The 23706-nt window shown below is 45.5% G+C and carries 22 protein-coding genes, 8 tRNA genes and 3 rRNA genes; 2 read left to right on the top strand and 31 right to left on the bottom strand.

The window, feature by feature from the left end; genetic code table 11:
- Positions 1–27: 27 nt before the first annotated feature.
- The 6 genes from KGMB01110_RS04855 to KGMB01110_RS04880 all read right to left on the bottom strand — a co-directional run bounded on the left by KGMB01110_RS04855 (position 28) and on the right by KGMB01110_RS04880 (position 2704).
- Positions 28–101, bottom strand: a tRNA-Ile gene (locus KGMB01110_RS04855).
- Positions 102–125: 24 nt separating this feature from the next.
- Positions 126–198 (bottom strand) — tRNA-Thr (locus tag KGMB01110_RS04860).
- 122 nt (positions 199–320) lie between these two features.
- Positions 321–392: transfer RNA gene (locus tag KGMB01110_RS04865), tRNA-Glu, on the bottom strand.
- A 93-nt stretch (positions 393–485) separates the two neighbouring features.
- Positions 486–848, bottom strand: coding sequence for a GntR family transcriptional regulator (locus KGMB01110_RS04870; RefSeq protein WP_119297739.1), 363 nt, complete (start codon positions 846–848; stop codon positions 486–488).
- 101 nt (positions 849–949) lie between these two features.
- Positions 950–2062: a 4-hydroxybutyrate dehydrogenase gene (locus tag KGMB01110_RS04875; RefSeq protein ID WP_119297740.1), complete on the bottom strand. Its 1113-nt coding sequence runs from the start codon at positions 2060–2062 to the stop codon at positions 950–952.
- A 48-nt stretch (positions 2063–2110) separates the two neighbouring features.
- Entirely contained in the window at positions 2111–2704 is a 594-nt protein-coding gene (locus KGMB01110_RS04880; protein ID WP_170141689.1) for a zinc-dependent alcohol dehydrogenase, read from the bottom strand.
- 17 nt (positions 2705–2721) lie between these two features.
- On the opposite strand from KGMB01110_RS04880, the gene KGMB01110_RS04885 reads away from it, so the two are divergent.
- Positions 2722–3021, top strand: a complete 300-nt coding sequence (locus tag KGMB01110_RS04885; RefSeq protein WP_330508033.1) for an acetyl-CoA hydrolase/transferase C-terminal domain-containing protein — start codon at positions 2722–2724, stop codon at positions 3019–3021.
- A gap of 237 nt (positions 3022–3258) precedes the next feature.
- Entirely contained in the window at positions 3259–4482 is a 1224-nt protein-coding gene (sstT, locus tag KGMB01110_RS04890) for a serine/threonine transporter SstT (protein ID WP_117602615.1), read from the top strand.
- Positions 4483–4784: 302 nt separating this feature from the next.
- Here sstT and KGMB01110_RS04900 read toward each other — a convergent pair whose 3' ends face one another.
- From KGMB01110_RS04900 to drmB, 25 genes are all read right to left on the bottom strand, one after another.
- Positions 4785–5531, bottom strand: a complete 747-nt coding sequence (locus KGMB01110_RS04900; protein WP_119297742.1) for a phosphatase — start codon at positions 5529–5531, stop codon at positions 4785–4787.
- Positions 5532–5611: 80 nt separating this feature from the next.
- Positions 5612–5683: transfer RNA gene (locus tag KGMB01110_RS04905), tRNA-Asn, on the bottom strand.
- Between the two features lie 74 nt (positions 5684–5757).
- A 23S ribosomal RNA gene (locus KGMB01110_RS04910) occupies positions 5758–8648 on the bottom strand.
- Positions 8649–8853: 205 nt separating this feature from the next.
- A tRNA-Ala gene (locus tag KGMB01110_RS04915) sits at positions 8854–8926 on the bottom strand.
- Positions 8927–8953: 27 nt separating this feature from the next.
- Positions 8954–9027 (bottom strand) — tRNA-Ile (locus KGMB01110_RS04920).
- Between the two features lie 4 nt (positions 9028–9031).
- A 5S ribosomal RNA gene (rrf, locus tag KGMB01110_RS04925) occupies positions 9032–9149 on the bottom strand.
- Between the two features lie 63 nt (positions 9150–9212).
- Positions 9213–10745, bottom strand: a 16S ribosomal RNA gene (locus KGMB01110_RS04930).
- The 16S, 23S and 5S rRNA genes sit together here with 5 tRNA genes alongside, the layout of an rRNA operon.
- A gap of 372 nt (positions 10746–11117) precedes the next feature.
- Positions 11118–11207, bottom strand: a tRNA-Ser gene (locus tag KGMB01110_RS04935).
- Positions 11208–11380: 173 nt separating this feature from the next.
- Positions 11381–11466 (bottom strand) — tRNA-Ser (locus tag KGMB01110_RS04940).
- Between the two features lie 164 nt (positions 11467–11630).
- A complete protein-coding gene (gene ispD, locus KGMB01110_RS04945; protein WP_119297743.1) occupies positions 11631–12419 on the bottom strand; it encodes a 2-C-methyl-D-erythritol 4-phosphate cytidylyltransferase in 789 nt (262 codons plus the stop codon).
- Positions 12420–12426: 7 nt separating this feature from the next.
- Entirely contained in the window at positions 12427–13455 is a 1029-nt protein-coding gene (tsaD, locus tag KGMB01110_RS04950) for a tRNA (adenosine(37)-N6)-threonylcarbamoyltransferase complex transferase subunit TsaD (RefSeq protein WP_117889655.1), read from the bottom strand.
- A gap of 25 nt (positions 13456–13480) precedes the next feature.
- On the bottom strand, positions 13481–14392 hold the full coding sequence (locus KGMB01110_RS04955; protein ID WP_119297744.1) for a ribonuclease Z: 912 nt from the start codon (positions 14390–14392) through the stop codon (positions 13481–13483).
- A 49-nt stretch (positions 14393–14441) separates the two neighbouring features.
- The gene (locus tag KGMB01110_RS04960) at positions 14442–14681 is read right to left on the bottom strand and encodes a hypothetical protein (protein WP_117889657.1); all 240 of its coding nucleotides are present in this window, start codon (positions 14679–14681) and stop codon (positions 14442–14444) included.
- A 93-nt stretch (positions 14682–14774) separates the two neighbouring features.
- Positions 14775–15242, bottom strand: a complete 468-nt coding sequence (gene rimI / locus KGMB01110_RS04965) for a ribosomal protein S18-alanine N-acetyltransferase (protein WP_170141690.1) — start codon at positions 15240–15242, stop codon at positions 14775–14777.
- A gap of 65 nt (positions 15243–15307) precedes the next feature.
- Positions 15308–16042 (bottom strand): tRNA (adenosine(37)-N6)-threonylcarbamoyltransferase complex dimerization subunit type 1 TsaB, encoded by a 735-nt coding sequence (gene tsaB, locus KGMB01110_RS04970; RefSeq protein ID WP_117603060.1) that lies wholly within the window; start codon positions 16040–16042, stop codon positions 15308–15310.
- Positions 16043–16046: 4 nt separating this feature from the next.
- Positions 16047–16499 (bottom strand): tRNA (adenosine(37)-N6)-threonylcarbamoyltransferase complex ATPase subunit type 1 TsaE, encoded by a 453-nt coding sequence (tsaE, locus tag KGMB01110_RS04975; RefSeq protein WP_243112681.1) that lies wholly within the window; start codon positions 16497–16499, stop codon positions 16047–16049.
- Between the two features lie 3 nt (positions 16500–16502).
- Entirely contained in the window at positions 16503–17018 is a 516-nt protein-coding gene (locus tag KGMB01110_RS04980; protein WP_119297746.1) for a YcxB family protein, read from the bottom strand.
- A gap of 25 nt (positions 17019–17043) precedes the next feature.
- Complete coding sequence (locus tag KGMB01110_RS04985; protein WP_119297747.1) at positions 17044–18222, bottom strand: phosphoribosylaminoimidazolecarboxamide formyltransferase; 1179 nt, start codon at positions 18220–18222, stop codon at positions 17044–17046.
- A gap of 144 nt (positions 18223–18366) precedes the next feature.
- On the bottom strand, positions 18367–19080 hold the full coding sequence (locus KGMB01110_RS04990) for an IMP cyclohydrolase (RefSeq protein WP_119297748.1): 714 nt from the start codon (positions 19078–19080) through the stop codon (positions 18367–18369).
- A 107-nt stretch (positions 19081–19187) separates the two neighbouring features.
- A complete protein-coding gene (locus KGMB01110_RS04995) occupies positions 19188–19847 on the bottom strand; it encodes a YczE/YyaS/YitT family protein (RefSeq protein WP_119297749.1) in 660 nt (219 codons plus the stop codon).
- 137 nt (positions 19848–19984) lie between these two features.
- Positions 19985–20149: an SGNH/GDSL hydrolase family protein gene (locus tag KGMB01110_RS14895; protein WP_156085435.1), complete on the bottom strand. Its 165-nt coding sequence runs from the start codon at positions 20147–20149 to the stop codon at positions 19985–19987.
- Positions 20150–20163: 14 nt separating this feature from the next.
- Positions 20164–20637, bottom strand: coding sequence for a GDSL-type esterase/lipase family protein (locus KGMB01110_RS05000; protein WP_119297750.1), 474 nt, complete (start codon positions 20635–20637; stop codon positions 20164–20166).
- A 235-nt stretch (positions 20638–20872) separates the two neighbouring features.
- Positions 20873–21211 carry a hypothetical protein gene (locus tag KGMB01110_RS05005; RefSeq protein ID WP_119297751.1) on the bottom strand — a complete coding sequence of 113 codons (339 nt, stop codon included), beginning with the start codon at positions 21209–21211 and terminating at the stop codon, positions 20873–20875.
- Positions 21212–21306: 95 nt separating this feature from the next.
- Positions 21307–21966 (bottom strand): phospholipase D-like domain-containing protein, encoded by a 660-nt coding sequence (locus tag KGMB01110_RS05010; protein WP_119297752.1) that lies wholly within the window; start codon positions 21964–21966, stop codon positions 21307–21309.
- Complete coding sequence (gene drmB / locus KGMB01110_RS05015; protein WP_119297753.1) at positions 21948–23705, bottom strand: DUF1998 domain-containing protein; 1758 nt, start codon at positions 23703–23705, stop codon at positions 21948–21950. Before drmB ends, KGMB01110_RS05010 begins: the two co-directional genes overlap by 19 nt.
- Position 23706: the final 1 nt, after the last annotated feature.

Genomic DNA, 23706 nt, shown 5'->3' on the forward strand with positions numbered 1-23706 from the left:
GGATCGATTGCCAAATGTAATTGCCAATGGACCTTCGGGGACTCGAACCCAGGACCGATCGGTTATGAGCCGATTGCTCTAACCAGCTGAGCTAAAGGTCCATATGCTGTCCCTTTCAGGAACAAAGCCGATGATCGGACTCGAACCGATAACCTGCTGATTACAAATCAGCTGCTCTGCCAATTGAGCCACATCGGCATACTTACCTTACTGAATATCTTTATCTACTACACCAGGCAGCTGATTTGTAACCAGCGCTCTGCCTGCGATTGACGCGGTCAATCTTATGGAATTGAGCCATATCGGCATATTCAAAGTAGTGACTCCGACGGGAATCGAACCCGTGTTACCGCCGTGAAAGGGCGATGTCTTAACCGCTTGACCACGGAGCCAAAGTTTACATCATAAAATCCGCCGCCTGTTCAGTGACGAATTTTATGATAGCATAATTTACATGGATTTGCAAGCTTTTTCTACTATTATTACTATTCTATGATCGGTTCTTTTACGATAAACGGAAAATAATCTCTGATCTTATAAAATTCTGCCAAATGTTCTGTTACCAGATGTACCGCTTCTTTTTCATCACTTCCTCTGAAAATCGCCAGCCGGACCGCCATCGTATCTACCGCCACTCGCATCACGCCCAGATTGGCAATATCCTTTTCGTCAAATGTGGCAACTTCAATAAATCGATTCGGATATATATTCACGAGTCCGTCTGCTTCTAATTTTCTCAACGCGTCCCTGACCGGAGTCCGACTGATTCCAAGGTCTTTTGCGATTGCTGTTTCCGGAACTTTATCACCGGGATGAAGTTCCAGTGTTAATATCCTCTTTCTTTTCAAGTTTTTTAATCATGGCGTTTTTCATACAAAAAGTAACTCTCCCTTTAATAATATAGAATCTGGCATCTTTTCACAAGAGCACTCTTCTAAAAACTCCTATTTCAAAACAGTTCTTTATAAATTTTGATAATGCGGTTTCTGTCTAATTCTACAAAGTTATTTGCCATCAGACGTCCCTGATTTTCCAGAACAGAATCTGTAAACTCTTCGATCTGCTCCTCCGTCATTCCGTATTCATGCAATGCCTTTTTCTGGATCAGATGATTCAGCAGTTTCTCCAGTTCTTCGTAAACTTCCGAACTGTCACATCCTAAGATTTCTGCTATAAACTGATTCAGCACAGCAATCTCTCCGTCCGTTTTTAATTCCATATAATTCTTCATCACTCCGGTAAAGATTGCGTAGTTCGATTCTCCGTGAGGCACATGGAATGTAGCTCCCAGCGGATAACTGAGCGCATGCACTGCCGCACATCCTGCATTTCCGAATGCAATTCCCGCATAATTACTTGCCACAAGGAAATCTTCCAGAAGCGGTTTTCTTGCGTCCGGACCTTCTTCCGCAATCTTTTTATAACCGTTTAAGATCATCCGGATTGCCTGATATCCGAACATTTTTGTCGTATCGGTTGCCTTCGGTGACAAACTGGATTCCACCGCATGGATCAACGCATCAATGGAACTTGTTGCAAAGAACTTAAATGGCAGTCCGCTCAAAAGTTCCGGTACCAAAACCGCACTGTCTGCATACATTTCATCTACCGCCAGACCCTTCTTGGTTCCTCTGCTGTTCAATGCCAGGATCGCAATATTGGTAACTTCACTTCCGGTTCCACAGGTGGTCGGTACCAGAACCAGTTCTTTATCTTTCTCGATTTCCAGTTTTCCGTCATAAAGATCCAATACCGGCGAAATATTTTTCAGCGCGAAAATCTTGGAAATATCAATCACGGTTCCTCCACCGATGGCGATAATCCGTTTGTGTGGGCCATTGATATCTTTGTACATCGCCTCGACCATATCATCCGATGGTTCTCCTGCTCCGTATTTTTCCTGAAAAAGTGTATCGCATTTCAGATCCAGCTCTCCAAAAAACGGTTGATAAATATACTCATTGGTGATCACCAGGTCGCCTTCTCCGATCTGAAATTCTTCTGCGAATTCCCCGGCAGTTGCATATTTATAAATCGTGGGTTTCAACATTAATTCTTTCATTGTGAATTCCTCCGTTTTCGGTTCTCCTTACTTTCCCTTGTTTTCCTGTTATCTCTCATCGATCCGGATGATGACCTTCAGCCAGTGGTCGCTTCTCGCAAGCATGTCTTCAAATGCTGTCTGAATCTCATCCAATGGATATACCGCCGAAATCATCTTGTCTGTGATGGTTCCGTCTTCCAGCCATTTTGAAACCGTTTCAAAACGATGACAGTTCATCCGGGAACCGGCAATCGTCAGTTCCTTTCTGGTAATCAGTCCTGCCGGAATTTCTGCCGGTGTATCATCAAATCCAATCTCTACAATTGTACCACAAGGTGCCGCCAGTTTTACAGCCTGCGCGAAGGTAAAATGCATTCCCACCGCATCGATCACGGCTTCCACGCCACCTTCGGAGAATTTTTCCACTTCTTCTTCCAGGTTCTGTTTTGTACTGTTGACCACTGCATCTGCACCAAAGTTCTCCGCGATTTTCAGTTTTACATCTGCGATATCCGTAACCAGAACCTTGATTCCCTGTTTCTTCAGAACCTGAAGCACCGCTACACCGATGGTTCCGGCTCCGAAAATCACCGCCTTATCTCCGCTCTTTACATTTGCTTTTGCCACAATATTGGCCGCAATCGAAAACGGTTCCCCCAATGCCGCACACTCGAAGGATGCAATTCCACTGTAAGGATAAAGATGATCTTGTAGGGTTAAAGCAGATCAGCGGCGTTGGCGGACAGGTTGATTTTATCCGCGGAGCCTCCATGGCTGACCATGGGATTTCCATCCTGGCATTCCCTTCCACTGCCGCAAAGGGTAAGATTTCCAAAATCGTACCCTTCCTTGATGAAGGAGCCGCAGTCACCACCTCCCGAAATGATATCGACTATGTCGTTACCGAATACGGGGTTGCTCATCTGAGAGGAAAAACACTGCGTAAAACGCAGCCATTTACTTTTTTATTTATTTAACACACAACACACACCAAAAAAGAAAGTCTGTTGTCACGAGAGTTGCTCCTCCCTGTGACCGCAGGCTTTTTTAGTTATAGATCATCAAATCTTTCAATTTTGTCCACACATTTTCTCAAACTCCTAGTGATTTCAACCATTATATGATAAAATAATATGTCATAACGAAAAAAGGTTCCCTGAACCTTTTAGTCGTATGCCTAGCAATAAAATATCTTTAAGAAACGAGGGAAAAACGTGAAACAATTCATTTACAAATGGAACAATCTCAGTCTGATCCTGCGTATTGCAATCGGACTTGTCATAGGTATCGTTCTCGCACTGGTATGCCCGCAGGCGACTGCAATTTCCATTCTCGGAGATTTATTTGTGGGTGCTTTGAAGGGAATCGCACCGATTCTGGTCTTCGTACTGGTGGCCAGCTCTCTGGCAAATGCAAAAGGCGGCGTAAAGCATCAATTCCGTACTGTTATTTTCCTATATATGCTCAGTACCTTTCTTGCTGCCGTTGTTGCTGTACTTCTGAGTTTTGTATTTCCGGTTACGTTAAAACTGTCTGAAACAGCTTCCGACAACGCTCCACAGAGCATTTTCGAAGTCATCAGCAGTCTGCTGAACAAGATCGTTGCAAATCCGGTGGACTCTTTGATCAATGCAAATTATATCGGAATCCTTTTCTGGTCTCTGCTGCTTGGTATTGCGTTGAAGAAACTGGCCTCAGACAACACCAAAGAAATGTTTGCAAACCTCTCCGATGCAGTCTCTCAGATTGTAAAATGGATCATCAATCTGGCTCCATTCGGAATTCTGGGTCTTGTCTTTTCTTCCGTCTCTACCAACGGTCTTGGAATCTTCAGAGACTATGGAAAGCTGTTACTCTTACTGGTTGGATGTATGCTCTGTGTAGCTCTTATCGTAGATCCGCTGATCGCGGCAATCTGCCTGCACCGGAATCCATATCCTCTGGTATTCCGCTGCCTCAAGGAAAGCGGAGTCACCGCATTCTTTACCAGAAGTTCCGCAGCCAATATCCCGGTCAACATGGCGCTCTGCGAAAAGCTTGGTCTGGACAAAAATATTTATTCTGTCTCCATTCCGCTTGGTGCCACCATCAATATGGACGGAGCTGCCATCACCATCACCGTCATGACACTGGCCGCAGCCAATACACTTGGAATTTCCGTCGATATTCCAACAGCAATCTTCTTAAGCGTGCTTTCTGCCGTTGCTGCCTGTGGTGCTTCCGGTGTTGCCGGAGGATCCCTTCTTCTGATCCCAATGGCATGCTCCTTGTTCGGAATCAGCAATGACATTGCCATGCGAGTCGTCGGTGTAGGATTTATCATCGGAGTCGTTCAGGATTCTCTGGAAACCGCCATTAATTCCTCCGGAGATGTTCTGTTCGCAGCGACTGCCGAATATCGGGAATGGATCAAGGAAGGACGGAAATTGCCATTTTAAGAAAGTGCTTTACTTACCTTATGCAAACTTTTTCGATATGGATGAAACGTGTTGATAAAGAAGTCCCTCAGTACTTGGTACTGAGGGACTTCTTTTAAATCAAATTTCATATGTGAGTTATAAAGATACAACTTTAACTTCTGCAAAAGGAATGCATAAGGGAAGATCCGAAGCCTCAGTACTTTCTGAGAGCGAGCGTGAGCGCTGCTCGAAGGATATCTCTCTATGAGGCGAAGGCAAGCGTAAGCGGTTCCCGTTGCAACCTTTTGCGGGAGGATAATAGTCTTCATCAACACATTTCATCAGAATCCGCGCTCTGTTATCATTCCATCCGGAATCTCTTTTCCGATCCACTTCCAGACTTTTTCTTCCGATGTATTCAGAACCAGAGTCTCATCAAATCCTTCTTCTTCCAGAAGTTTCTCCACTCTGTCAAATCCGCCTACATACAGCGGATCATGGGCGTCTGAGCTTAAGATCACCGGCACCTGAAGTTTCTGACACCATTTCAGCATTTCCTGATAATTCTCCCGGCAATGGATTCTGGAATTACCCGGAAGAAGGGAACTGTTGTTGACTTCCAGTGCCACATGATACTCTTTTGCTGCTTTCGCCAGTTTCTCATAATCCAGAGGATTCCTGTCATCATCCGGATGAGAGACAAATTTCACCTTCTCATGCTTCATGCAGAGGATCAGATTCTCAGTGTTCTTCTCTTTTCCCTGATTCTTATAACAGTATCTGTGAATTCCCACGATGGCATAGTCCAATTTAGCCATCAGATCATCTTCCAGGGACAAAGATCCATCATCCAGTACATTGACCTCACTTCCATACAGAATCTTTACTCCGTACAGATTCCTTGGACCACTCTTTAAGTTCTTAAAATAAAACGGATCACAGGTTCCGGGAATTCCCGGTCCATGCTCCGTACATCCTAATATTTTCAGTCCTCTTTCTGCTGCAGCCTGTGCATTTTCCCGGACGGTTCCAAAGGCATGCCCGCTCATAATGGTATGCGTATGTAAATCTGCGATAATCTTTGTCATGTGATACTTCCTTTCTTTCTGCCACTCTCCGTACTGTATATAAATAAAAAAACCTGTAAGCAAACACTTACAGGTTTTAGCTCCCCGAGTTGGGTTCGAACCAACGACCCTTCGGTTAACAGCCGAATGCTCTACCGCTGAGCTATCGAGGAATATTCATCCATATTTCATATACCTTCAAAATCACATACAAAGAACACTTTTCATCCATTCTCCTATCACCTGTTTGGTTATGCCCTCGACCTATTAGTAACAGTCAGCTCCATGCATTACTGCACTTCCACCTCTGCCCTATCTACCTCGTCGTCTTCAAGGGGTCTTACTAACTTGACGTTATGAGATATCTCATCTTGAGGGGGGCTTCACGCTTAGATGCCTTCAGCGTTTATCCCTTCCCGGCTTGGCTACTCTGCTATGCTCTTGGTAGAACAACAGATACACCAGCGGCCAGTCCATCCCGGTCCTCTCGTACTAAGGACAGCTCCTCTCAAATATCTTACGCCCACGCCGGATAGGGACCGAACTGTCTCACGACGTTCTGAACCCAGCTCGCGTACCGCTTTAATGGGCGAACAGCCCAACCCTTGGGACCTACTTCAGCCCCAGGATGCGATGAGCCGACATCGAGGTGCCAAACCACTCCGTCGATGTGAACTCTTGGGAGTGATAAGCCTGTTATCCCCAGGGTAGCTTTTATCCGTTGAGCGATGGCAATCCCACTTTATACCACCGGATCACTAAGTCCTACTTTCGTACCTGCTCCACCCGTCGGTGTCGCAGTCAAGCTCCCTTCTGCCTTTGCACTCTTCGAATGGTTTCCAACCATTCTGAGGGAACCTTTGAGCGCCTCCGATACCCTTTCGGAGGCGACCGCCCCAGTCAAACTCCCCACCTGACATTGTCCCCCGACCCGATCAGGGCCGCTGGTTAGAAACCCAATACTGCAAGGGTGGTATCCCAACAGCGACTCCCCAACAACTGGCGTCATTGGTTCTTAGTCTCCCACCTATCCTGTACATGCAATATCGAATCCCAGTATCAAGCTGGAGTAAAGCTCCATGGGGTCTTTCCGTCCTGGCGCAGGTAACCAGCATCTTCACTGGTATTTCAATTTCACCGGGTGCATTGTTGAGACAGTGCCCAAATCATTACGCCTTTCGTGCGGGTCGGAACTTACCCGACAAGGAATTTCGCTACCTTAGGACCGTTATAGTTACGGCCGCCGTTTACTGGGGCTTAAGTTCAAAGCTTCGCTTGCGCTAACCTCTCCCCTTAACCTTCCAGCACCGGGCAGGCGTCAGCCCATATACCTCACCTTTCGGTTTTGCATAGACCTGTGTTTTTGCTAAACAGTTGCTTGGGCCATTTCTCTGCGGCCTGTCACCAGGCACTCCTTCTCCCGAAGTTACGGAGTCATTTTGCCGAGTTCCTTAACAATGCTTCTCCCGTCGGCCTTAGGATTCTCTCCTCATCCACCTGTGTCGGTTTACGGTACGGGTATTTTATGAACAATAGCGGCTTTTCTTGGCAGTTAGCTCACACGCTTCCCTACTTATACTTCAGTCCGCATCACGTCTTCTCCTTATGAGGCGGATTTGCCTACCTCACGGATACCTCGCTTGCACCGGTCTTTCCATTCCCGGCTCGTGCTCTCTCCCTGCGTCCCCACAGTTCTGTCATAAAATAGTACAGGAATTTCAACCTGTTATCCATCGACTACGTCTTTCGACCTTGCCTTAGGCCCCGACTTACCCAGAGCAGATCAGCTTTACTCTGGAAACCTTAGATATTCGGCCGGAAGGATTCTCACCTTCCTCTCGCTACTCATTCCGGCATTCTCTCTTCCATACAGTCCACTACTCCTTCCGGTATAGCTTCTTCCCGTATGCAATGCTCCTCTACCAATCTTCTAAAAGATTCCTAGGCTTCGGTAGTGTGTTTCAGCCCCGGACATTTTCGGCGCAGGACCTCTCGACTAGTGAGCTATTACGCACTCTTTGAATGTATGGCTGCTTCTGAGCCAACATCCTAGTTGTCTTCGAAATCCCACATCCTTTTCCACTTAACACACATTTTGGGACCTTAGCCGTAGGTCTGGGCTCTTTCCCTTTTGACCATCCAACTTATCTCGGACAGTCTGACTCCCATACAGCATCTACACGGCATTCGGAGTTTGATATTCTTTGGTAAGCTTTGACGCCCCCGCGGAAATTCAGTGCTCTACCTCCGCAAGACTCGTATGAGGCTAGCCCTAAAGCTATTTCGAGGAGAACCAGCTATCTCCGGGTTCGATTGGAATTTCTCCCCTATCCACACCTCATCCCCACCCTTTTCAACGGATGTGGGTTCGGTCCTCCATTGCCTTTTACGGCAACTTCAACCTGGACATGGATAGATCACCCGGTTTCGGGTCTACTCCGTCTGACTTCTCGCTCAGTTAAAACTTGGTTTCCCTTCGGCTCCACACCTACAGTGCTTAACCTCGCCAGACAGCGTAACTCGCCGGACCGTTCTACAAAAAGTACGCGGTTCCGCCAATAATGCGGTTCCACAGCTTGTAAACATATGGTTTCAGGTTCTCTTTCACTCCCCTCCCGGGGTCCTTTTCACCTTTCCTTCACAGTACTATGCGCTATCGGTCACTAAGTAGTATTTAGCCTTACGGGGTGGTCCCCGCTTATTCAGTCAAGGTTTCTCGTGTCTCGACCTACTCTGGATCCCGCCTTGTCAACTCGTCTTTCGCTTACGGGGCTTTCACCCTCTCTGGCTGGCTTTCCCAAAACCATTCTGCTAAACTCATTGAATCAATTCCGCGGTCCGAACCCCAGCATGCACGCACACTGGTTTGGGCTCTTCCGTTTTCGCTCGCCGCTACTCACAGAATCACATGTTGTTTTCTCTTCCTCCGGCTACTTAGATGTTTCAGTTCACCGGGTTCCCCTCCTAACGTTATGTATTGGCGTTAGGATACTTGAGGTCTTCTCAAGTAGGTTTCCCCATTCAGAAATCTCCGGATCAATGGATATTTGCTCCTCCCCGAAGCTTTTCGCAGCTTATCACGTCTTTCATCGGCTCTTAGTGCCAAGGCATCCACCATACGCTCTTTTTAGCATAACCAACTTGCTTCGATTCACGGGAATGAATCTCAGCCACACATGTATAGCGTTACATGCGTTGGTAATAGTTCAATTATTTTAGTTCGTTTTCTTCGAACAAGTTAATGTTGTTAACATTACCTCGGATGTCTTGATATTTCTATCTTATCTTTGTATGCGATTTTCAAGGTACATAAAATATGTTTGATTCTCAAATAAGAACCAAGTGGAGAATACGAGATTCGAACTCGTGACCTCCTGCTTGCAAGGCAGGCGCTCTCCCAACTGAGCTAATCCCCCATATTCAATTGTTTCCTTTTAAGGAAATGGGCTTAAGTGGACTCGAACCACCGACCTCACGCTTATCAGGCGTGCGCTCTAACCAGCTGAGCTATAAGCCCATGATCTTGGCGGCCACTTACTCTCCCACACCGTTACCAGTGCAGTACCATCAGCCGCTTAAGGCTTAACCATCGTGTTCGGGATGAGAACGGGTGTTTCCCTTAAGCGCATCGCCACCAAAAACCTTTAGGTTATTGATAACCCAACAATAGACAACAGCACTCTTTACTTTTTTCTTCCTTAGAAAGGAGGTGATCCAGCCGCACCTTCCGATACGGCTACCTTGTTACGACTTCACCCCAGTTATCGGTCCCACCTTCGGCAGCTCCCTCCTTACGGTTGGGTCACTGACTTCGGGCGTTACCAACTCCCATGGTGTGACGGGCGGTGTGTACAAGACCCGGGAACGTATTCACCGCGACATTCTGATTCGCGATTACTAGCGATTCCAGCTTCATGTAGTCGAGTTGCAGACTACAATCCGAACTGAGACGTTATTTTTGAGATTTGCTCGGCCTCACGACTCTGCTTCCCTTTGTTTACGCCATTGTAGCACGTGTGTAGCCCTGCCCATAAGGGGCATGATGATTTGACGTCATCCCCACCTTCCTCCAGGTTATCCCTGGCAGTCTCTCTAGAGTGCCCATCTTAAATGCTGGCTACTAAAGATAAGGGTTGCGCTCGTTGCGGGACTTAACCCAACATCTCACGACACGAGCTGACGACAACCATGCACCACCTGTCTCGAATGTCCCGAAGGAAAGGCGACATTACTCACCGGTCATTCGGATGTCAAGGGCAGGTAAGGTTCTTCGCGTTGCTTCGAATTAAACCACATGCTCCACCGCTTGTGCGGGTCCCCGTCAATTCCTTTGAGTTTCATTCTTGCGAACGTACTCCCCAGGTGGACTACTTATTGCGTTTGCTGCGGCACCGAATGGCTTTGCCACCCGACACCTAGTAGTCATCGTTTACGGCGTGGACTACCAGGGTATCTAATCCTGTTTGCTCCCCACGCTTTCGAGCCTCAACGTCAGTCATCGTCCAGTAAGCCGCCTTCGCCACTGGTGTTCCTCCTAATATCTACGCATTTCACCGCTACACTAGGAATTCCACTTACCTCTCCGACACTCTAGATCAACAGTTTCCAATGCAGTCCCGGGGTTGAGCCCCGGGTTTTCACATCAGACTTGCTGTTCCGTCTACGCTCCCTTTACACCCAGTAAATCCGGATAACGCTTGCCCCCTACGTATTACCGCGGCTGCTGGCACGTAGTTAGCCGGGGCTTCTTAGTCAGGTACCGTCATTTTCTTCCCTGCTGATAGAGCTTTACATACCGAAATACTTCTTCACTCACGCGGCGTCGCTGCATCAGGGTTTCCCCCATTGTGCAATATTCCCCACTGCTGCCTCCCGTAGGAGTTTGGGCCGTGTCTCAGTCCCAATGTGGCCGGTCACCCTCTCAGGTCGGCTACTGATCGTCGCCTTGGTGAGCCGTTACCTCACCAACCAGCTAATCAGACGCGGGCCCATCTTGTACCACCTCAGTTTTTACCCCTGCATCATGTGATGCTGTGGTCTTATGCGGTATTAGCAGTCATTTCTAACTGTTATCCCCCTGTACAAGGCAGGTTGCCCACGCGTTACTCACCCGTCCGCCACTCAGTCACAGGATCTTCATCTCCGAAGAAAATCAAATCAAGTGCTTCGTTCGACTTGCATGTGTTAAGCACGCCGCCAGCGTTCATCCTGAGCCAGGATCAAACTCTCGTTAAAAGTGTTTGTGTCCAGTTCAAAATCAACCTTCTGGCTAATTCTTCCCTTTTTACTGTTGTTTGGTTCGTTTGAACCGTTCTTAAAAATCTTCTCTTATAAGAAATTTTCAAGGGTTGTTGTCTATTGTTCAGTTATCAATGTTCTTTGTTTTTCGTTGCTCTTAACTTCAGCAGCAACTCTGTTATCTTATCACATCGTTTTGCGTTTGTCAAGAACTTTTTTAATTTTATTTTTTTGCTTTCTTGCTGTGCTCTCACGAGTCAGCTTATACATATTAGCATTTATGCCGTTACATGTCAAGAACTATTTTAAGAAAATTTTAATTCTTTTTTCGAGACATTTTACAAAATCGCTCTTATGTAAAAAGCAAAACGGAGAAGGAGGGATTTGAACCCTCGCGCCGCTACTAACGACCTACTCCCTTTCCAGGGGAGCCCCTTCAGCCAACTTGGGTACTTCTCCAAAGTGTCTGCTAAATAATATACACGATTCTAAGACCGTTGTCCAGTACTTTTTTAACTTTTTCTGTACTTTTTATGATGTCAGCTTTCTCACCTGTTATACTTCAGCATCTTTGCCGGATAACTCTGGTTAGAAAAGCCATACAGCATATACTGTATGGCCTTAACACCAAACGGAGAGGGTGGGATTCGAACCCACGCGCCCTTGCGGACAAACGGTTTTCAAGACCGCCTCGTTATGACCACTTCGATACCTCTCCATGTTAGCCACCGCTTTCTCAGCGACAAACGTTATTCTAGCATATTTTCCCTATGCCGTCAATTCCCAATTTATATTTTTTCAGGCTGTTTTTCCATTTCTTTCTATATATCAGAAAATCCGGGCATTCTTTTCCTCTTTATCTCGGGCATAACATATGATGCCCTACATTTCTTCACATGTTCTTCGCACAAAAACTCCCCCGATTTCCAGATCTTCCGGTGTCGTCAGTTTGATGTTTTCATAGCTGCCCATTACCAGTTTAACCGGATGTCCCATCATAGACTCCACGACCATGGCATCATCTGTCACCTGAAGCGTGAGCTTTCCTGATCTTTCCTGTTCTATCAGTCGGGAATAAGCCTCCCATACAAGTTCTTTTTCAAAAACCTGTGGAGTCTGGATCTGCCAGACATACTTTCTCTCCGGAGTTTCAGCCACAAATCCCTCCTCATCCGCAATTTTCACCGTGTCTTTCGTTGGCACACCCACCACACAGGCTTTGCTTTTTTTCACTTCCTGATACGCTCTTTCAATGGTAGCCTGATCCACGAACGGTCTTGCGCCATCATGAATAAAGACATACAATTCTTTCGTGCTTCCGCCACTTCCAGCACTACTGTCAATCGCATTCAGCCCATTCCACACAGAATGGTAACGTTCTTTTCCTCCGGCAACAATTGCTGTCACTTTCTTAAACCCATACGCTTCCACAATTTCTTCTTTACAGTAGCTTTCCTCGCCTGCACCTGTCACCAGTATGATCTGATGGATTCTTTCGGAATCTTCAAAGGCTTTCAGCGCATAATATAAGACAGGTTTCTCATTCAATAGAAGATATTGTTTTTTCACGCTGGTCCCCATGCGCTTTCCACTACCTGCTGCCAGTACGATTGCGGTACATCGTTCTTTTATACATCGTTCTTTTTCTCTTTGCTCTGACATTTCTCTCATCTTTCCGTTATCTCTCACCCAGTTTCAGGTTCGGCACGGCATTCAGATCCAACCCATGTCTGGTTCCCGCCAGATATTCATAGTAAGCCGCCACACCTATCATTGCTGCGTTGTCTGTACAGAAAATCGGAGACGGATAGGAAAATTGAATTCCCTTCTGTTCGCAAGCCGCCTTCATCGCTTTCCGAAGCCCGCTGTTTGCAGCAACTCCGCCTGCGATCGCAAATTTATCCGTATGATACATTTCCACTGCTTTCATAGAATGTTCAACCAGTACGTCTACAACTGCTTTCTGGAAAGAAGCCGCAATATCTGCTGTATTATAGGAGATTCCTTTCATTTCACAGCCATTAATATAATTTAATACTGCTGATTTCACCCCACTGAAACTGAAATCAAGAGGTGCTTCTGCCACATGAGCTTTTGGGAAAGAAATTGCCTCTGGGTTTCCCTCTTTGGAAAGTTTATCGATCTTCGGTCCTCCCGGATACCCCAGCCCAATCGCACGGGCTACTTTATCAAAAGCTTCTCCTGCCGCATCGTCTCTGGTTCTTCCCAGAATCTCATAAGTTCCATAATCTTTAACCCGCACCAGATGGGTGTGGCCTCCCGATACCACCAGACAGATAAACGGGGGTTCCAGATCCGGATGTTCGATATAATTTGCCGAAATATGGCCTTCAATATGATGCACCCCTACCAGTGGAAGTTTCTTTGCATAGGCAATTGCTTTTGCTTCTGCCACACCGACCAGCAGCGCCCCCACCAGTCCCGGACCGTAAGTTACACCGATGGCATCCATATCATCCAACGTCATTTCCGCTTCATCCAGTGCCGCCTGAATCACCTGATTCACTTTTTCAATATGCTTTCTGGAGGCAATTTCCGGAACAACTCCTCCATATAACTTGTGGAGTTCAATCTGGGAAGAGATCACATTTGACAGCACTTCTCTTCCATTTCGGATCACGGCTGCAGCCGTTTCATCACAGGAACTTTCAATGGCCAGTATTTTAATCTCTTTTTCTTCTTTCATTTTATCCTCTATTCCTTTCCGCATTTTACTCTTCCGGAAAATCCAGTTCTGTTGTCATCCTATCTTTTCCCGCTTTTGCTCTCGGGAAAATCTTCCATACCTCTTCCATATAATCATCCGGCCAGGTCAGGGACGGGCTGTAATGCGTCAACCACATCTCACCCACTTCTGCATCCTTCGCCAGTTCCGCTGCTTCATGAAAGGTCATATGCTTATAGGCCTTCGCCTTTTCCATCTTTTCCTTTTCCCCATACATCCCTTCGCAGATAAACAGATCCGATCCTTTCGCATTTTCCCGGATGGAAGCTGTTGGTCTGGTATCGGTAGTATAAGTCAGTTTGATTCCTCTTCGCGCTGGGCCAAGAACCATGTCCGGTGTATAGGTCTTACCTTCCCACTCCAGCGTTTCACCCTTCTGGAGCCGCCCCCAATAATTTCTCGGAACCGGAAGCTCTTTTGCTTTTTCTACGTCAAATTTACCGTTTCGGTCAATTTCCAGTGTATAGCCATAACACAGTACATTATGGTTCACCCGGAATGCTTTCAGGCGATACCCATTTAACTCAAAGGTCTGAGTCGCCCCTTCGATCTCCAGAAATTTCAATTCAAACGGCAATTCCGGAGCAATCACGCGCAATGCGTTTACCACTCGTTCCAACCCTTTCGGCCCGATCAGCGTCAACGGTTCTGTACGCTCCGCATTCCCCATGGTTAAAAGCAGTCCCGGCAGACCGCTGATATGATCTCCATGAAAATGAGTAAAACAGATCACATCTATCGGTTTTGGGCTCCACCCCTTCTCCTTGATCGCAATCTGTGTTCCTTCCCCGCAGTCAATCAACAGACTGCTGCCGTTGTAACGCACCATCAACGACGTCAGCCATCTATACGGGAGCGGCATCATTCCGCCACTTCCCAGTAAACACACATCCAGCATTTTTTCTTTTCCTTTCAACTTTCGCGGAGTTTCACCAACCCCTTTTCATCTACTCCTGAATCCCGACCGGAATTTGAAACCCGCTAATCCATTTATCATAACATTCTTCACACAAATCAAAAGAATGTGTCTCTCCATCTTTTTTCGAAAAATAGCCCCAACTGCAATCCGCCGAAAAGACGCCTTCTCTTACAATCCCGTCTTTTACAGTCAGTTCTTTTCCGCAACAGTTGCAGACTATCTTTTTCAGTTCTTTTTGTTCTTTTACTTCCACACCAAACTGGCGCATACTGATTCCTCCTGTATTCCGACATTCGGTTGTCTCTGGTTTCTGTCCCATTATAACCTGTTTTCTCTGCCGTTCCTACCGGAAATCTTTTCCTCACTTCAGCACTTTACTCATTAGCACCGCATGATCGCCGGGATTCTGATAGAAATTTTTCCGCACGCCATCCACAGAAAATCCCATAGACGCATAGAAGCCTCTGGCCCCTTCATTTTTTTCGCGTACATCCAGAAGAATCCGCATGATCTGATGATCTTTGGAAATTTCTTCCAGATTTTTCAGAAGAAGTGCTCCTATCCTCTGTCGTCTGCCGCTTTTTGCTACGGCAATCCGGTAAATTTCACACTCGTCCAGCACCGCGCCATACAGAACATACCCGAGAATATTCCCCGATCGCACCGCCACGATGCAGCCCGTATTTTTTTCTGCAAGCGACTCTTGCAGCGACCGCAGGCTCCACGGATCCGTAAAACATTTTCTCTCCAGCGTTTCAATTTCTTCCAGATCTTCTGCGGTGGCAGATCTCAGCGTAATCTCAGCATGATTCTCCATATTCGCTTCCATACTGTCTCCTGTCATTTTTTCATGCAATTTTCCAACATTTTTGCCCAACTTTTCTTGTGCCGGTTTTATGCCTGTTCTTTCTCCTTCTTCAGCCGTTCCATCCGTTCCCGTTCCGCCTGAGACAGTCTGAGATAATCCGGCTTGTGTTCCATCGCCGTTTCTGTCCGCCCTTCTTTATAATACTGGATTCCCAGTGCTCCGACCGCCGCGGCTCTCTGTCTGTTTAAATGCGCCGGTGCATACGTATGGGGCACTTTCAGTTCCTGATCCAGAATCGCTTTATAAACCGGCACACCGTCTCCCAAAAAGACGACCGGCTGGTTCTTTTCGTTTAATTTCTCTGCCAGCTCGCTGACTGCAATCGCCATCTGTTCTTCTACCACGCAAAATGTATCTGTTCCGTCTTCCTGTTTTTCAAACCGATAGAGTCCTGTATACACCTGATTTCTTCTGGCATCCATAATCGGACAGATCAATCCGTTGTAGCCATACAGGTTGTATGCCAGTCCATCTACCGTCGGTATGTGGAGCAGTGGTTTGTCAAGCGCAAGTCCCAGTCCTTTCGCTGTGGCAGAGCCAATCCGAAGTCCGGTAAAGGAGCCCGGTCCCCCCGCAATCGCAATCGCGTCAATCTCTCCCAGATCCTGCTCTGTCATCTGCACGATCTCGTCCAGCATGGGCAGAAGGGTCTGAGAATGTGTCTTTTTATAATTCACGGAATATTCTGCCAGAACCTGTTCTTCTTCCACAATCGCCACAGATGCTACCAGTCCGGAACTATCCAGTGCTAATATCCGCATAATTTCACCCTTTCTTCGGTGTTTTCACCGTTATTTTCCGATAATCAAATCCTTTTTCAAGATCCTTTTCGATCAGAATCTCCGTCCGTTCTTCCGGAAGGATCTCCTCGATCAGATTGGACCACTCGATCAGCGAGACGCCTTCTCCGGAAATATAATCCTCATATCCGATCTCATCCATTTCCTCAATATCGCCGATCCGATACACATCAAAATGGTAGAACGGGAGTCGTCCCTCTTCATATTCCTGCACAATGGTAAAGGTCGGACTGCTAATCGGTTCCGTTATTCCAAGCCCTTTTGCAAACCCTTGTGTAAACAGGGTTTTCCCCACGCCAAGATCTCCGACCAGGGTATAGACCTGCCCCGGCTTTGCCTGCGTTCCAAGCTTTCTTCCAAATTCCAGTGTTTCTTCCGGACTGTTCGTTTCCATTGAAAGCATATTCATTTCTGTCATAGTTTATATTCCTCTGATCTTTACTTTTTCCGGTGCGGTATAAGCAGAGATAATCTGCAATGCAGGGATATATTTTACACCCATCTGCTTTTTCGGCAACAAAATCACTCGTCTTTTTCCAAACAGAAGGATCACCTGCTGCCCGGTGGCTGTCACTTTCTGAATCTCCTGCCATCCGACTTTACGCTCTCCCTGGCTGCTTTTCGCCGAAATTCCGCTCTCTTCCAAAGTATAGCTCACTTTTTCAAAAAATGACAGGTCTTTTTTCGCCCGTTGCTTTCCATCCAGCCACATAGAGACCGGAATTCCGATTAACATCAAAAAAGCGGCCAGAATTTCCACATACCCGACCCAGTTGTTGCCCGCCGCTGCCGGATTCGTGATATCCTGAACCCCAAGCATCAGGCATATGATTCCCACCGGCACCGTAAGTATCCCAAAAACATTGGTATAATACCGATGAATCATATAATTCAGCCAAAGCTGACTGGTCAATTGTATCTGAAATTCTGTCCGCATATAAGTTCCTCCGACTTTCCTCTTTTTAATGATGGAAGAGTCGGATTCCTGTGAATGCCATCACCATATCGTATTTATCACACGCTTCTGTCACTACGCTGTCTCGCACAGAACCGCCCGGCTGTGCTATATATTTTACACCACTTTTGAATGCGCGGTCAATATTATCGCTAAATGGGAAAAATGCATCGGATCCCAGCGCAACTTCTGTATTCTGCGCCAGCCACTCCTGCTTCTCCTCTTTGGTGAAGACTTCCGGTTTCACTTTAAAAATCGTCGGCCATGCTTCATCGGAAAGCACATCCATATAATCCTCTCCGATGTATAAGTCAATCGCGTTGTCACGGTCTGCACGCTTGATTCCATCCACAAACTGGAGATTCAGCACCTTCGGGCACTGGCGTAAGAACCAGTTATCCGCCTTACTTCCTGCCAGTCTGGTACAGTGGATTCTGGACTGCTGTCCTGCGCCGATTCCGATTGCCTGTCCGCCCTTGGTAAAGCACACCGAATTGGACTGTGTATATTTCAATGTAATCATTGCGATCGCCAGATCAATCTTCGCCTGTTCCGTCAGATTCTTATTCTTCGTTACAATATTTGCAAAAAATTCGTCATCGATCTTCAGTTCATTTCTTCCCTGCTCGAAAGTAATTCCAAAGACTTCTTTATGTTCGATCGGATCTGGGGTGTAATCCGGATCAATCTGAATGATATTATAATTTCCACGTTTTTTCTGTTTCAGAATCTCCAGTGCTTCCGGTTCATATCCCGGTGCGATCACACCGTCTGACACTTCCGGTTTGATCAGCTTCGCGGTAGATACATCACAGACATCCGAAAGAGAAATGAAATCTCCGAAAGAAGACATCCGGTCTGCACCTCTGGCTCTTGCATAGGCACATGCCAGCGGAGACAGGTTCTCCCAGTCTTCTACCCAGTAAATCTTCGCCAGAACTTCTGTCAGCGGAAGTCCGACTGCTGCTCCCGCCGGAGACACGTGTTTAAAAGAAGTTGCCGCCGGAAGTCCGGTCGCTTTTCTCAGTTCTTTTACCAGCTGCCATCCGTTAAATGCATCCAGGAAATTGATATATCCCGGCCTGCCGTTCAGCACCTGAATCGGAAGATCCTTTCCGTCTTTCATGTAGATTCTGGAGGGTTTCTGATTTGGGTTACATCCATATTTTAATTCTAATTCGTTCATTCTCCACTTTCTCCTTTTATATCGGTACGCTTCATACTTTTCTATCCTCATTGATTTTTCAGGCGTTTTCTTCGAAATTCAAAGATTTTTCCAAGTCTCGTTTGTTCGACTTACACACTGTTTTTTCTTGTATATTCGTTTGTGTTATTGGTTCTTGTTTACGATTCTCGTCTCATACGCACCGCTTGCAATGTCAATATACCGCACGAACAGGGAGACTTTATTTTCCTCATTCAGACTGTTCCAGAGCAGATCTGTAAATGCATCAATCTCACCGGAAATCGCGATTTTCTTCGGTTCTCCCACAAAGCTTGGCAGTGGATTTCCATCACACTGATAGGTATGAATGAAACGCCCCTCGCCCGCCTGCGGATTTTCATATGCAAACGTATAACGCAGGCAGCTGTCCGGATTGCCGTCATCACTTTTCAAAATAGACATTGCATAGTTATAAGAGCCACGCTCTACATGCATAATTCCGGAAATTCTCGGAGTATAGTTTGGGGCATCCGGTTCAAATTCTCTGGATCTTAAGGACTGTTCGAACGTCATCTGATGATCCATTCCCTCGTAAATCGTATCTGTCTGATCTCCATTGGTCACAATCGTTTTATTTCCCAGCACACGAACCGGCGCATAAATGATCAGCGACGGATCTGTCAGTTTGGACGGATCAAATGCCTGAGTGCGAATTCCTTCTCCCTCTTCCACAAAAATTCGATTTCTGCTGTTTTCGCTTCGTCCCATAATGAAATAAGCCGTCACCGCTTTAGTTCCATCCTCGCTTTTTCCGATAATGATTCCGCGTCCCGGATATGCATTACCTTTTAACTCCTGTTCAATGGATAACATCGTCATAACATGATCTCCTTTACTATCTGAACCTGTCGAATGTCGTTTCTCTTTCCAGATTTATTATATCCGGAAAGAAACAGAAGCGCAATCCTTCCGCATATTCGTTATTCTTAAGCGTTTTTAGAAATCTGGCTTCTAAAAAGAAGCCGATCCCTCTTTTCGCCAAACCACTGATTTACGACGCCAAGTACGGCACCCACCAGAACAGACGTGATGATGGTTCCCACTCCGACAGATCCCAGTTCTCGCAAAACCAGCAGACAGGCTGCCAGAGAAACCACGACCATAGATACGTCAAATCCAATCTTCACTTTGTTAAATACCACCTCTGTGGTGTCAGAAATTGCCTGCATGGCACCTTCTCCCGCAAGCGGAATAATATCTGCCGGAAGATAGAAGAAAATGCCAACCGCGATCAGTACCGCACTGCCAAACATCATAAGGAAACGCACAATCAGCACTTCCGGTGTCGGTAAAAAGGAAAACAGGTAATTGGAAAATGTGGTAAAATATCCGAAAATCACGCCCACTACCACCTGCAGCAGATTTTTTTTACGGAATGCTTTTCTTAAAATTAAAATCTGCAACGCCACAAGAAATACGTGGAATACTATGGTTGCCTTTCCCATTTCCAGTCCTGTAATACAGGTGATGGTATATGGAATTGAGCTGACCGGTGATACTCCCAGATTTGATTTCACTGACATGGAAACGCCCAGTGTCATTAAAAATAATCCAAAATAGTTTGGATGCAAACTGTTTGTCAGCATAGCGCACTCCCATTTATCTGACAAGAAAAATCAACAAAAAAAGAATGGATCGAAGAAAATATCTTCAACTTCATCCATTCTTTTTCCAATTTTTTATACGTTTAAAGTTTACTGCACTTTCTTTTGCCCCACATCTCTCAGCCCAGGATTTCTTCGATCTTCTCCTTCATCGCCTGTGCCAGCTTCTGATGGCCTTCCGGTGATAGATGTAGTTGATCCGCCTCGCTGCCAGTCACCAGTTCCGTTGCATTTAAAAATTCACATTCAAACTGCTGTGCCACCAGTTCATACCAATCCGGCAATACTTTTGCCTGCTTTATTGCTTCTTCCGCATCAAAAAAGGTGCAAAAGCCGAATGTTCCAGATCTTCCCCCAACGCCGGAGGGGATACTATCAGAATCTTCAAATCCGGACATCCAAGCTGATAAGTCGCATATCCTTTGATCTTCATCAGCATGTTCTGAAGACTTCCTGCGATATCCGGTGCCGGAAGAGAAAATTTCTTTTTCAGATCATTACTGCCCAACATAATGATCAGCAGATCAAAGGGATTGTGTGTTTCAATCATCGGCAACGCATAGTCCAAGCCACACTTCGTTCCCCATTCCCAGGGATCCGGATTTGCAATGGTTCGACCATTCTGCCCTTCCTCGATGAGCTGGTATTCCTCGCCCAAAAGGCTTTGCAGAACCATCGTCCAACGAGTGGATTCATCATAACGGGTATGATTCACCGGATCATACCCCCAGGTATTGGAATCTCCGAAACATACAATACGTTTTTTCCTCATAATCTCGCTCCTTCAATTCGTTGCTTTCTCTTCACTTGCTCGCTTTTCTCTGTTTCATTTTGCTACTTTTCCTCATTCATCTCCCCATTATAGCAATCCAGGATACTACCGGCAAGCACATTTCCAGAGTTCCTCCTTTTTCTCAATTTTCAATTGCCAAGAAATCCGTAAAGTTCTCGGAAAGCATCTGTCGCTTAGCATCTTTCAGATTAGAACTCTCCACGCTGCATTGATATCAGAAATCATCCAGCGCAGCATCTATCTCTTCCAGCCGATCAATCCAGCCTAGGTCAGACTTCTTCTTGGCTGCTGACCTTTTCTTATCACCACCAACCACTTCAAACCGTTTTTCTTCCGTCCCCAACAGACCTTTCACCTGAATTCTAAAATCCGGCTTGTTGTTAGTCAGTCCTTGCATGATCTGCACATTCTTGTATCTGGGCAGGAGGATTTGACAGATAGCCTGAATGTCTTGCTCCTTAATACACGGTGCCGTCATGAACTTTTTCGTTATATAAGGCTTTATATCTACCAGCACCTGTGACATAGAGGCTTTCTTTCGAGTATCAGCCATAATAATCCTATCTATTAAAAATTCACTACAGATATTAAACAGTGGATTCATCAAATGCTGTTTTTATGTTATTCCGATATATCTGCATTATCGCATTAGATTTCCTGCACTATTTTATTGAAAATAAGATGTGTGAAAACATCGTCAACTTGTCTAGCAATTTTCTTTGAATCTACCAGTGTACCAAGCTCAATATTTCCTTCTTGTCCGTGATAGGATAAATTTGCAGATGTAATCAGTGTTTGTTGCTCATCAACTGAAATTACCTTTGCGTGTAAAGCAGCCATAGAATCCTTACTTCCTGCAAAATTGTATATGTGCAAAAATCTTCCTTTATACCGACAAAGTTTGTCAAATCCTTTTTGGTTCTCAATATTATTCACAAAAAATTTTACATAAACACCCTTTTGGCTTTTCTCAATAAGAACATCAATAAGATCCGCAAAGTATCCAGACAATGAATATCCTGTAATCAAAACATATCGTTTTGCCCCTCGGATCATCCCTTCAACAGTATTCTTAGTGGATTTTGCTCTAACAGAAAAAGACGGAGGTACTGTAGCTACTAATGTAGCGGTTATCGCTTTTTCTTCGGCAGAAGCCGCCGTAACTAATTGATAAATCTCTTCTGCCTGTTCCTGTGACAACGAAGGGTATCGGTTCATTATTTGTGCGATGGATTGTTTTGTATTCCCGATTCTATCCGCTTCAATTTGTCCAAGTAAAATATCTAAATTCACATTTCCAGTTGACATAACTCGCACACCAACTCTCTGAAATACGACTCTCGTTCGCGACATACAATAGGGACTACCAAGCCACGATCAAGCATACGGTTTCCATTTTCACAAGCTGTTTCGGATATCATACAACAGGAATGGCAGGCTGCTCCGTTAAGGTTATTTCCAGCCGGAGCGTTGCTCATACATTCCGGATCATTGGTACAGAGAAGCGCCTCTTGGAATGCATCTTTCATCAAAGGAACCAATTTACCAATGTTACCAAGTTCCACCAAACCTCCCAATGACCCTTCCTTGTCTGCACTACCTGTATACAGGAGAATGCCGGTCATTTTTTCACTAAAGTAAATTCTTTCTCGTATTGCCGAAGATGAATATCCAGATGTCATCGACATTTGCTTAATTAACAAATGTGCGAAAGTGTGCATTAAAACATAGGTTGCATTTCTCTTTACATTTAATGTCCAGCCTTTGGCATTGCAGAACTCCTCATAGCACTCTTCGTATCTCCGTGAAAGTACCTTTACTGACGAAATAGCAAGCCACTTCTCTAATGTTTTCTTATTAAACTCGATGAAAACACCTTCGCCATTGACCTCAGCCGCCGGCAACCATTTTTCACTCTTTCCTTTATTAAGATAAACAACATTAGCCTGGACATCTGCATCCGGATCAGGTGCATCTACGCGAGTAAAGCCAAGCAATACTTTCACTTCACGAAGGCGAGTTATTCTGATAACCCTACTAAAATAAGGCTTCAGATATGCTGGCAAGCTGTCCTCCTCCGCTTTGAAGTGTTTTTTATTAGAAGCATAAGCAGGATCATTATAATGAGTGATAGCATCATATTCCATCTGCTTAATTTCTTTGAACTCTGTAATATTACTCAATCTACGAGTTAAGGCTTCATCAAACTCCGTGCGCGTATAATTGTCAGCAAAATACTTGTTATATGCAGCAGTTACGCCATCATCTCCCATTACATCTTTCAAAAGTTCAATATCATGAAGATGTTCATCGATTAAATTGTATAAAGGATTAACCCACGGCGGAATAGAAATAGCACTCCTACTTACAGAAAAATAGACATTAGATGCACCTCTCTGTGATGGAATAACCTTTTTATCGCATCTTTCATTTCTTGACCTCGGACGGAAAGGATGATGCCCTGAACAGCGCAATTCGCTAAAGTTATCTTCTTGCGTAGCTCCATTCATACTTCTTTTAGCACCACACAGTTCACACTCAATCCACATATCCGCAAGCGTTGAAGTATTTCCTGTCGAGTACATTTTTAGCTTTCCCTTGCAGTTGGTCATACCACGATGAACCCACCAACTCCATGGGAAATCATCCATGTGTCCATTTTCGCATATAGTAATAAATCGAGACGGGTATGCAGGTTTGTGGCACTCCGGGCAAGTAACGCCGAATCTCAAATACCTTTCTAGGTCAAAATTATCCCGTGCATCGAAAAGACGACCACACTTCAAATTTGAACACACATGAATGGTAGGAAAAGAAATCACCGGCACATCTCCAGAATATGAAGTACGAGGCATATAAAAGCAATCAACGCCAAGATAGGAAGCCAACCTTCCGTCAATAATTTTCTTGCCCTTTTCTTTCCAATAGTTAATATCAAGTACCGTTACCGAATCCTTGACAGCATCAACAATCGCACCTGGGCCGAATGTTGTAATAATTTGGTTAGGGCGCAGTTCGCCCAATTTATTGTTATCGTATCCTGCCATC

Origin of the sequence: Mediterraneibacter butyricigenes (genome assembly GCF_003574295.1) — a bacterium.
In the GTDB taxonomy this organism is placed as follows: domain Bacteria; phylum Bacillota; class Clostridia; order Lachnospirales; family Lachnospiraceae; genus Mediterraneibacter_A; species Mediterraneibacter_A butyricigenes.

Excerpts from the sequence above, each read along its gene's own strand:
- KGMB01110_RS05000 (WP_119297750.1), bottom strand. The coding sequence starts at position 20,637 with ATGAGGAAAAAACGTATTGTATGTTTCGGAGATTCCAATACCTGGGGG.
- KGMB01110_RS04995 (WP_119297749.1), bottom strand. The coding sequence starts at position 19,847 with ATGCTGACAAACAGTTTGCATCCAAACTATTTTGGATTATTTTTAATG.
- KGMB01110_RS04875 (WP_119297740.1), bottom strand. The coding sequence starts at position 2,062 with ATGAAAGAATTAATGTTGAAACCCACGATTTATAAATATGCAACTGCC.
- KGMB01110_RS04985 (WP_119297747.1), bottom strand. The coding sequence starts at position 18,222 with ATGAACGAATTAGAATTAAAATATGGATGTAACCCAAATCAGAAACCC.
- ispD (WP_119297743.1), bottom strand. The coding sequence starts at position 12,419 with ATGAGAGAAATGTCAGAGCAAAGAGAAAAAGAACGATGTATAAAAGAA.
- KGMB01110_RS05005 (WP_119297751.1), bottom strand. The coding sequence starts at position 21,211 with ATGGCTGATACTCGAAAGAAAGCCTCTATGTCACAGGTGCTGGTAGAT.
- KGMB01110_RS04960 (WP_117889657.1), bottom strand. The coding sequence starts at position 14,681 with ATGCGCCAGTTTGGTGTGGAAGTAAAAGAACAAAAAGAACTGAAAAAG.
- KGMB01110_RS04955 (WP_119297744.1), bottom strand. The coding sequence starts at position 14,392 with ATGCTGGATGTGTGTTTACTGGGAAGTGGCGGAATGATGCCGCTCCCG.
- KGMB01110_RS04990 (WP_119297748.1), bottom strand. The coding sequence starts at position 19,080 with ATGACGATGTTATCCATTGAACAGGAGTTAAAAGGTAATGCATATCCG.
- KGMB01110_RS04980 (WP_119297746.1), bottom strand. The coding sequence starts at position 17,018 with ATGCGGACAGAATTTCAGATACAATTGACCAGTCAGCTTTGGCTGAAT.
- tsaE (WP_243112681.1), bottom strand. The coding sequence starts at position 16,499 with ATGACAGAAATGAATATGCTTTCAATGGAAACGAACAGTCCGGAAGAA.
- drmB (WP_119297753.1), bottom strand. The coding sequence starts at position 23,705 with ATGGCAGGATACGATAACAATAAATTGGGCGAACTGCGCCCTAACCAA.
- rimI (WP_170141690.1), bottom strand. The coding sequence starts at position 15,242 with ATGGAAGCGAATATGGAGAATCATGCTGAGATTACGCTGAGATCTGCC.
- tsaD (WP_117889655.1), bottom strand. The coding sequence starts at position 13,455 with ATGAAAGAAGAAAAAGAGATTAAAATACTGGCCATTGAAAGTTCCTGT.
- KGMB01110_RS04885 (WP_330508033.1), top strand. The coding sequence starts at position 2,722 with ATGCAATTCCACTGTAAGGATAAAGATGATCTTGTAGGGTTAAAGCAG.
- KGMB01110_RS05010 (WP_119297752.1), bottom strand. The coding sequence starts at position 21,966 with ATGTCAACTGGAAATGTGAATTTAGATATTTTACTTGGACAAATTGAA.
- tsaB (WP_117603060.1), bottom strand. The coding sequence starts at position 16,042 with ATGCGGATATTAGCACTGGATAGTTCCGGACTGGTAGCATCTGTGGCG.
- KGMB01110_RS04900 (WP_119297742.1), bottom strand. The coding sequence starts at position 5,531 with ATGACAAAGATTATCGCAGATTTACATACGCATACCATTATGAGCGGG.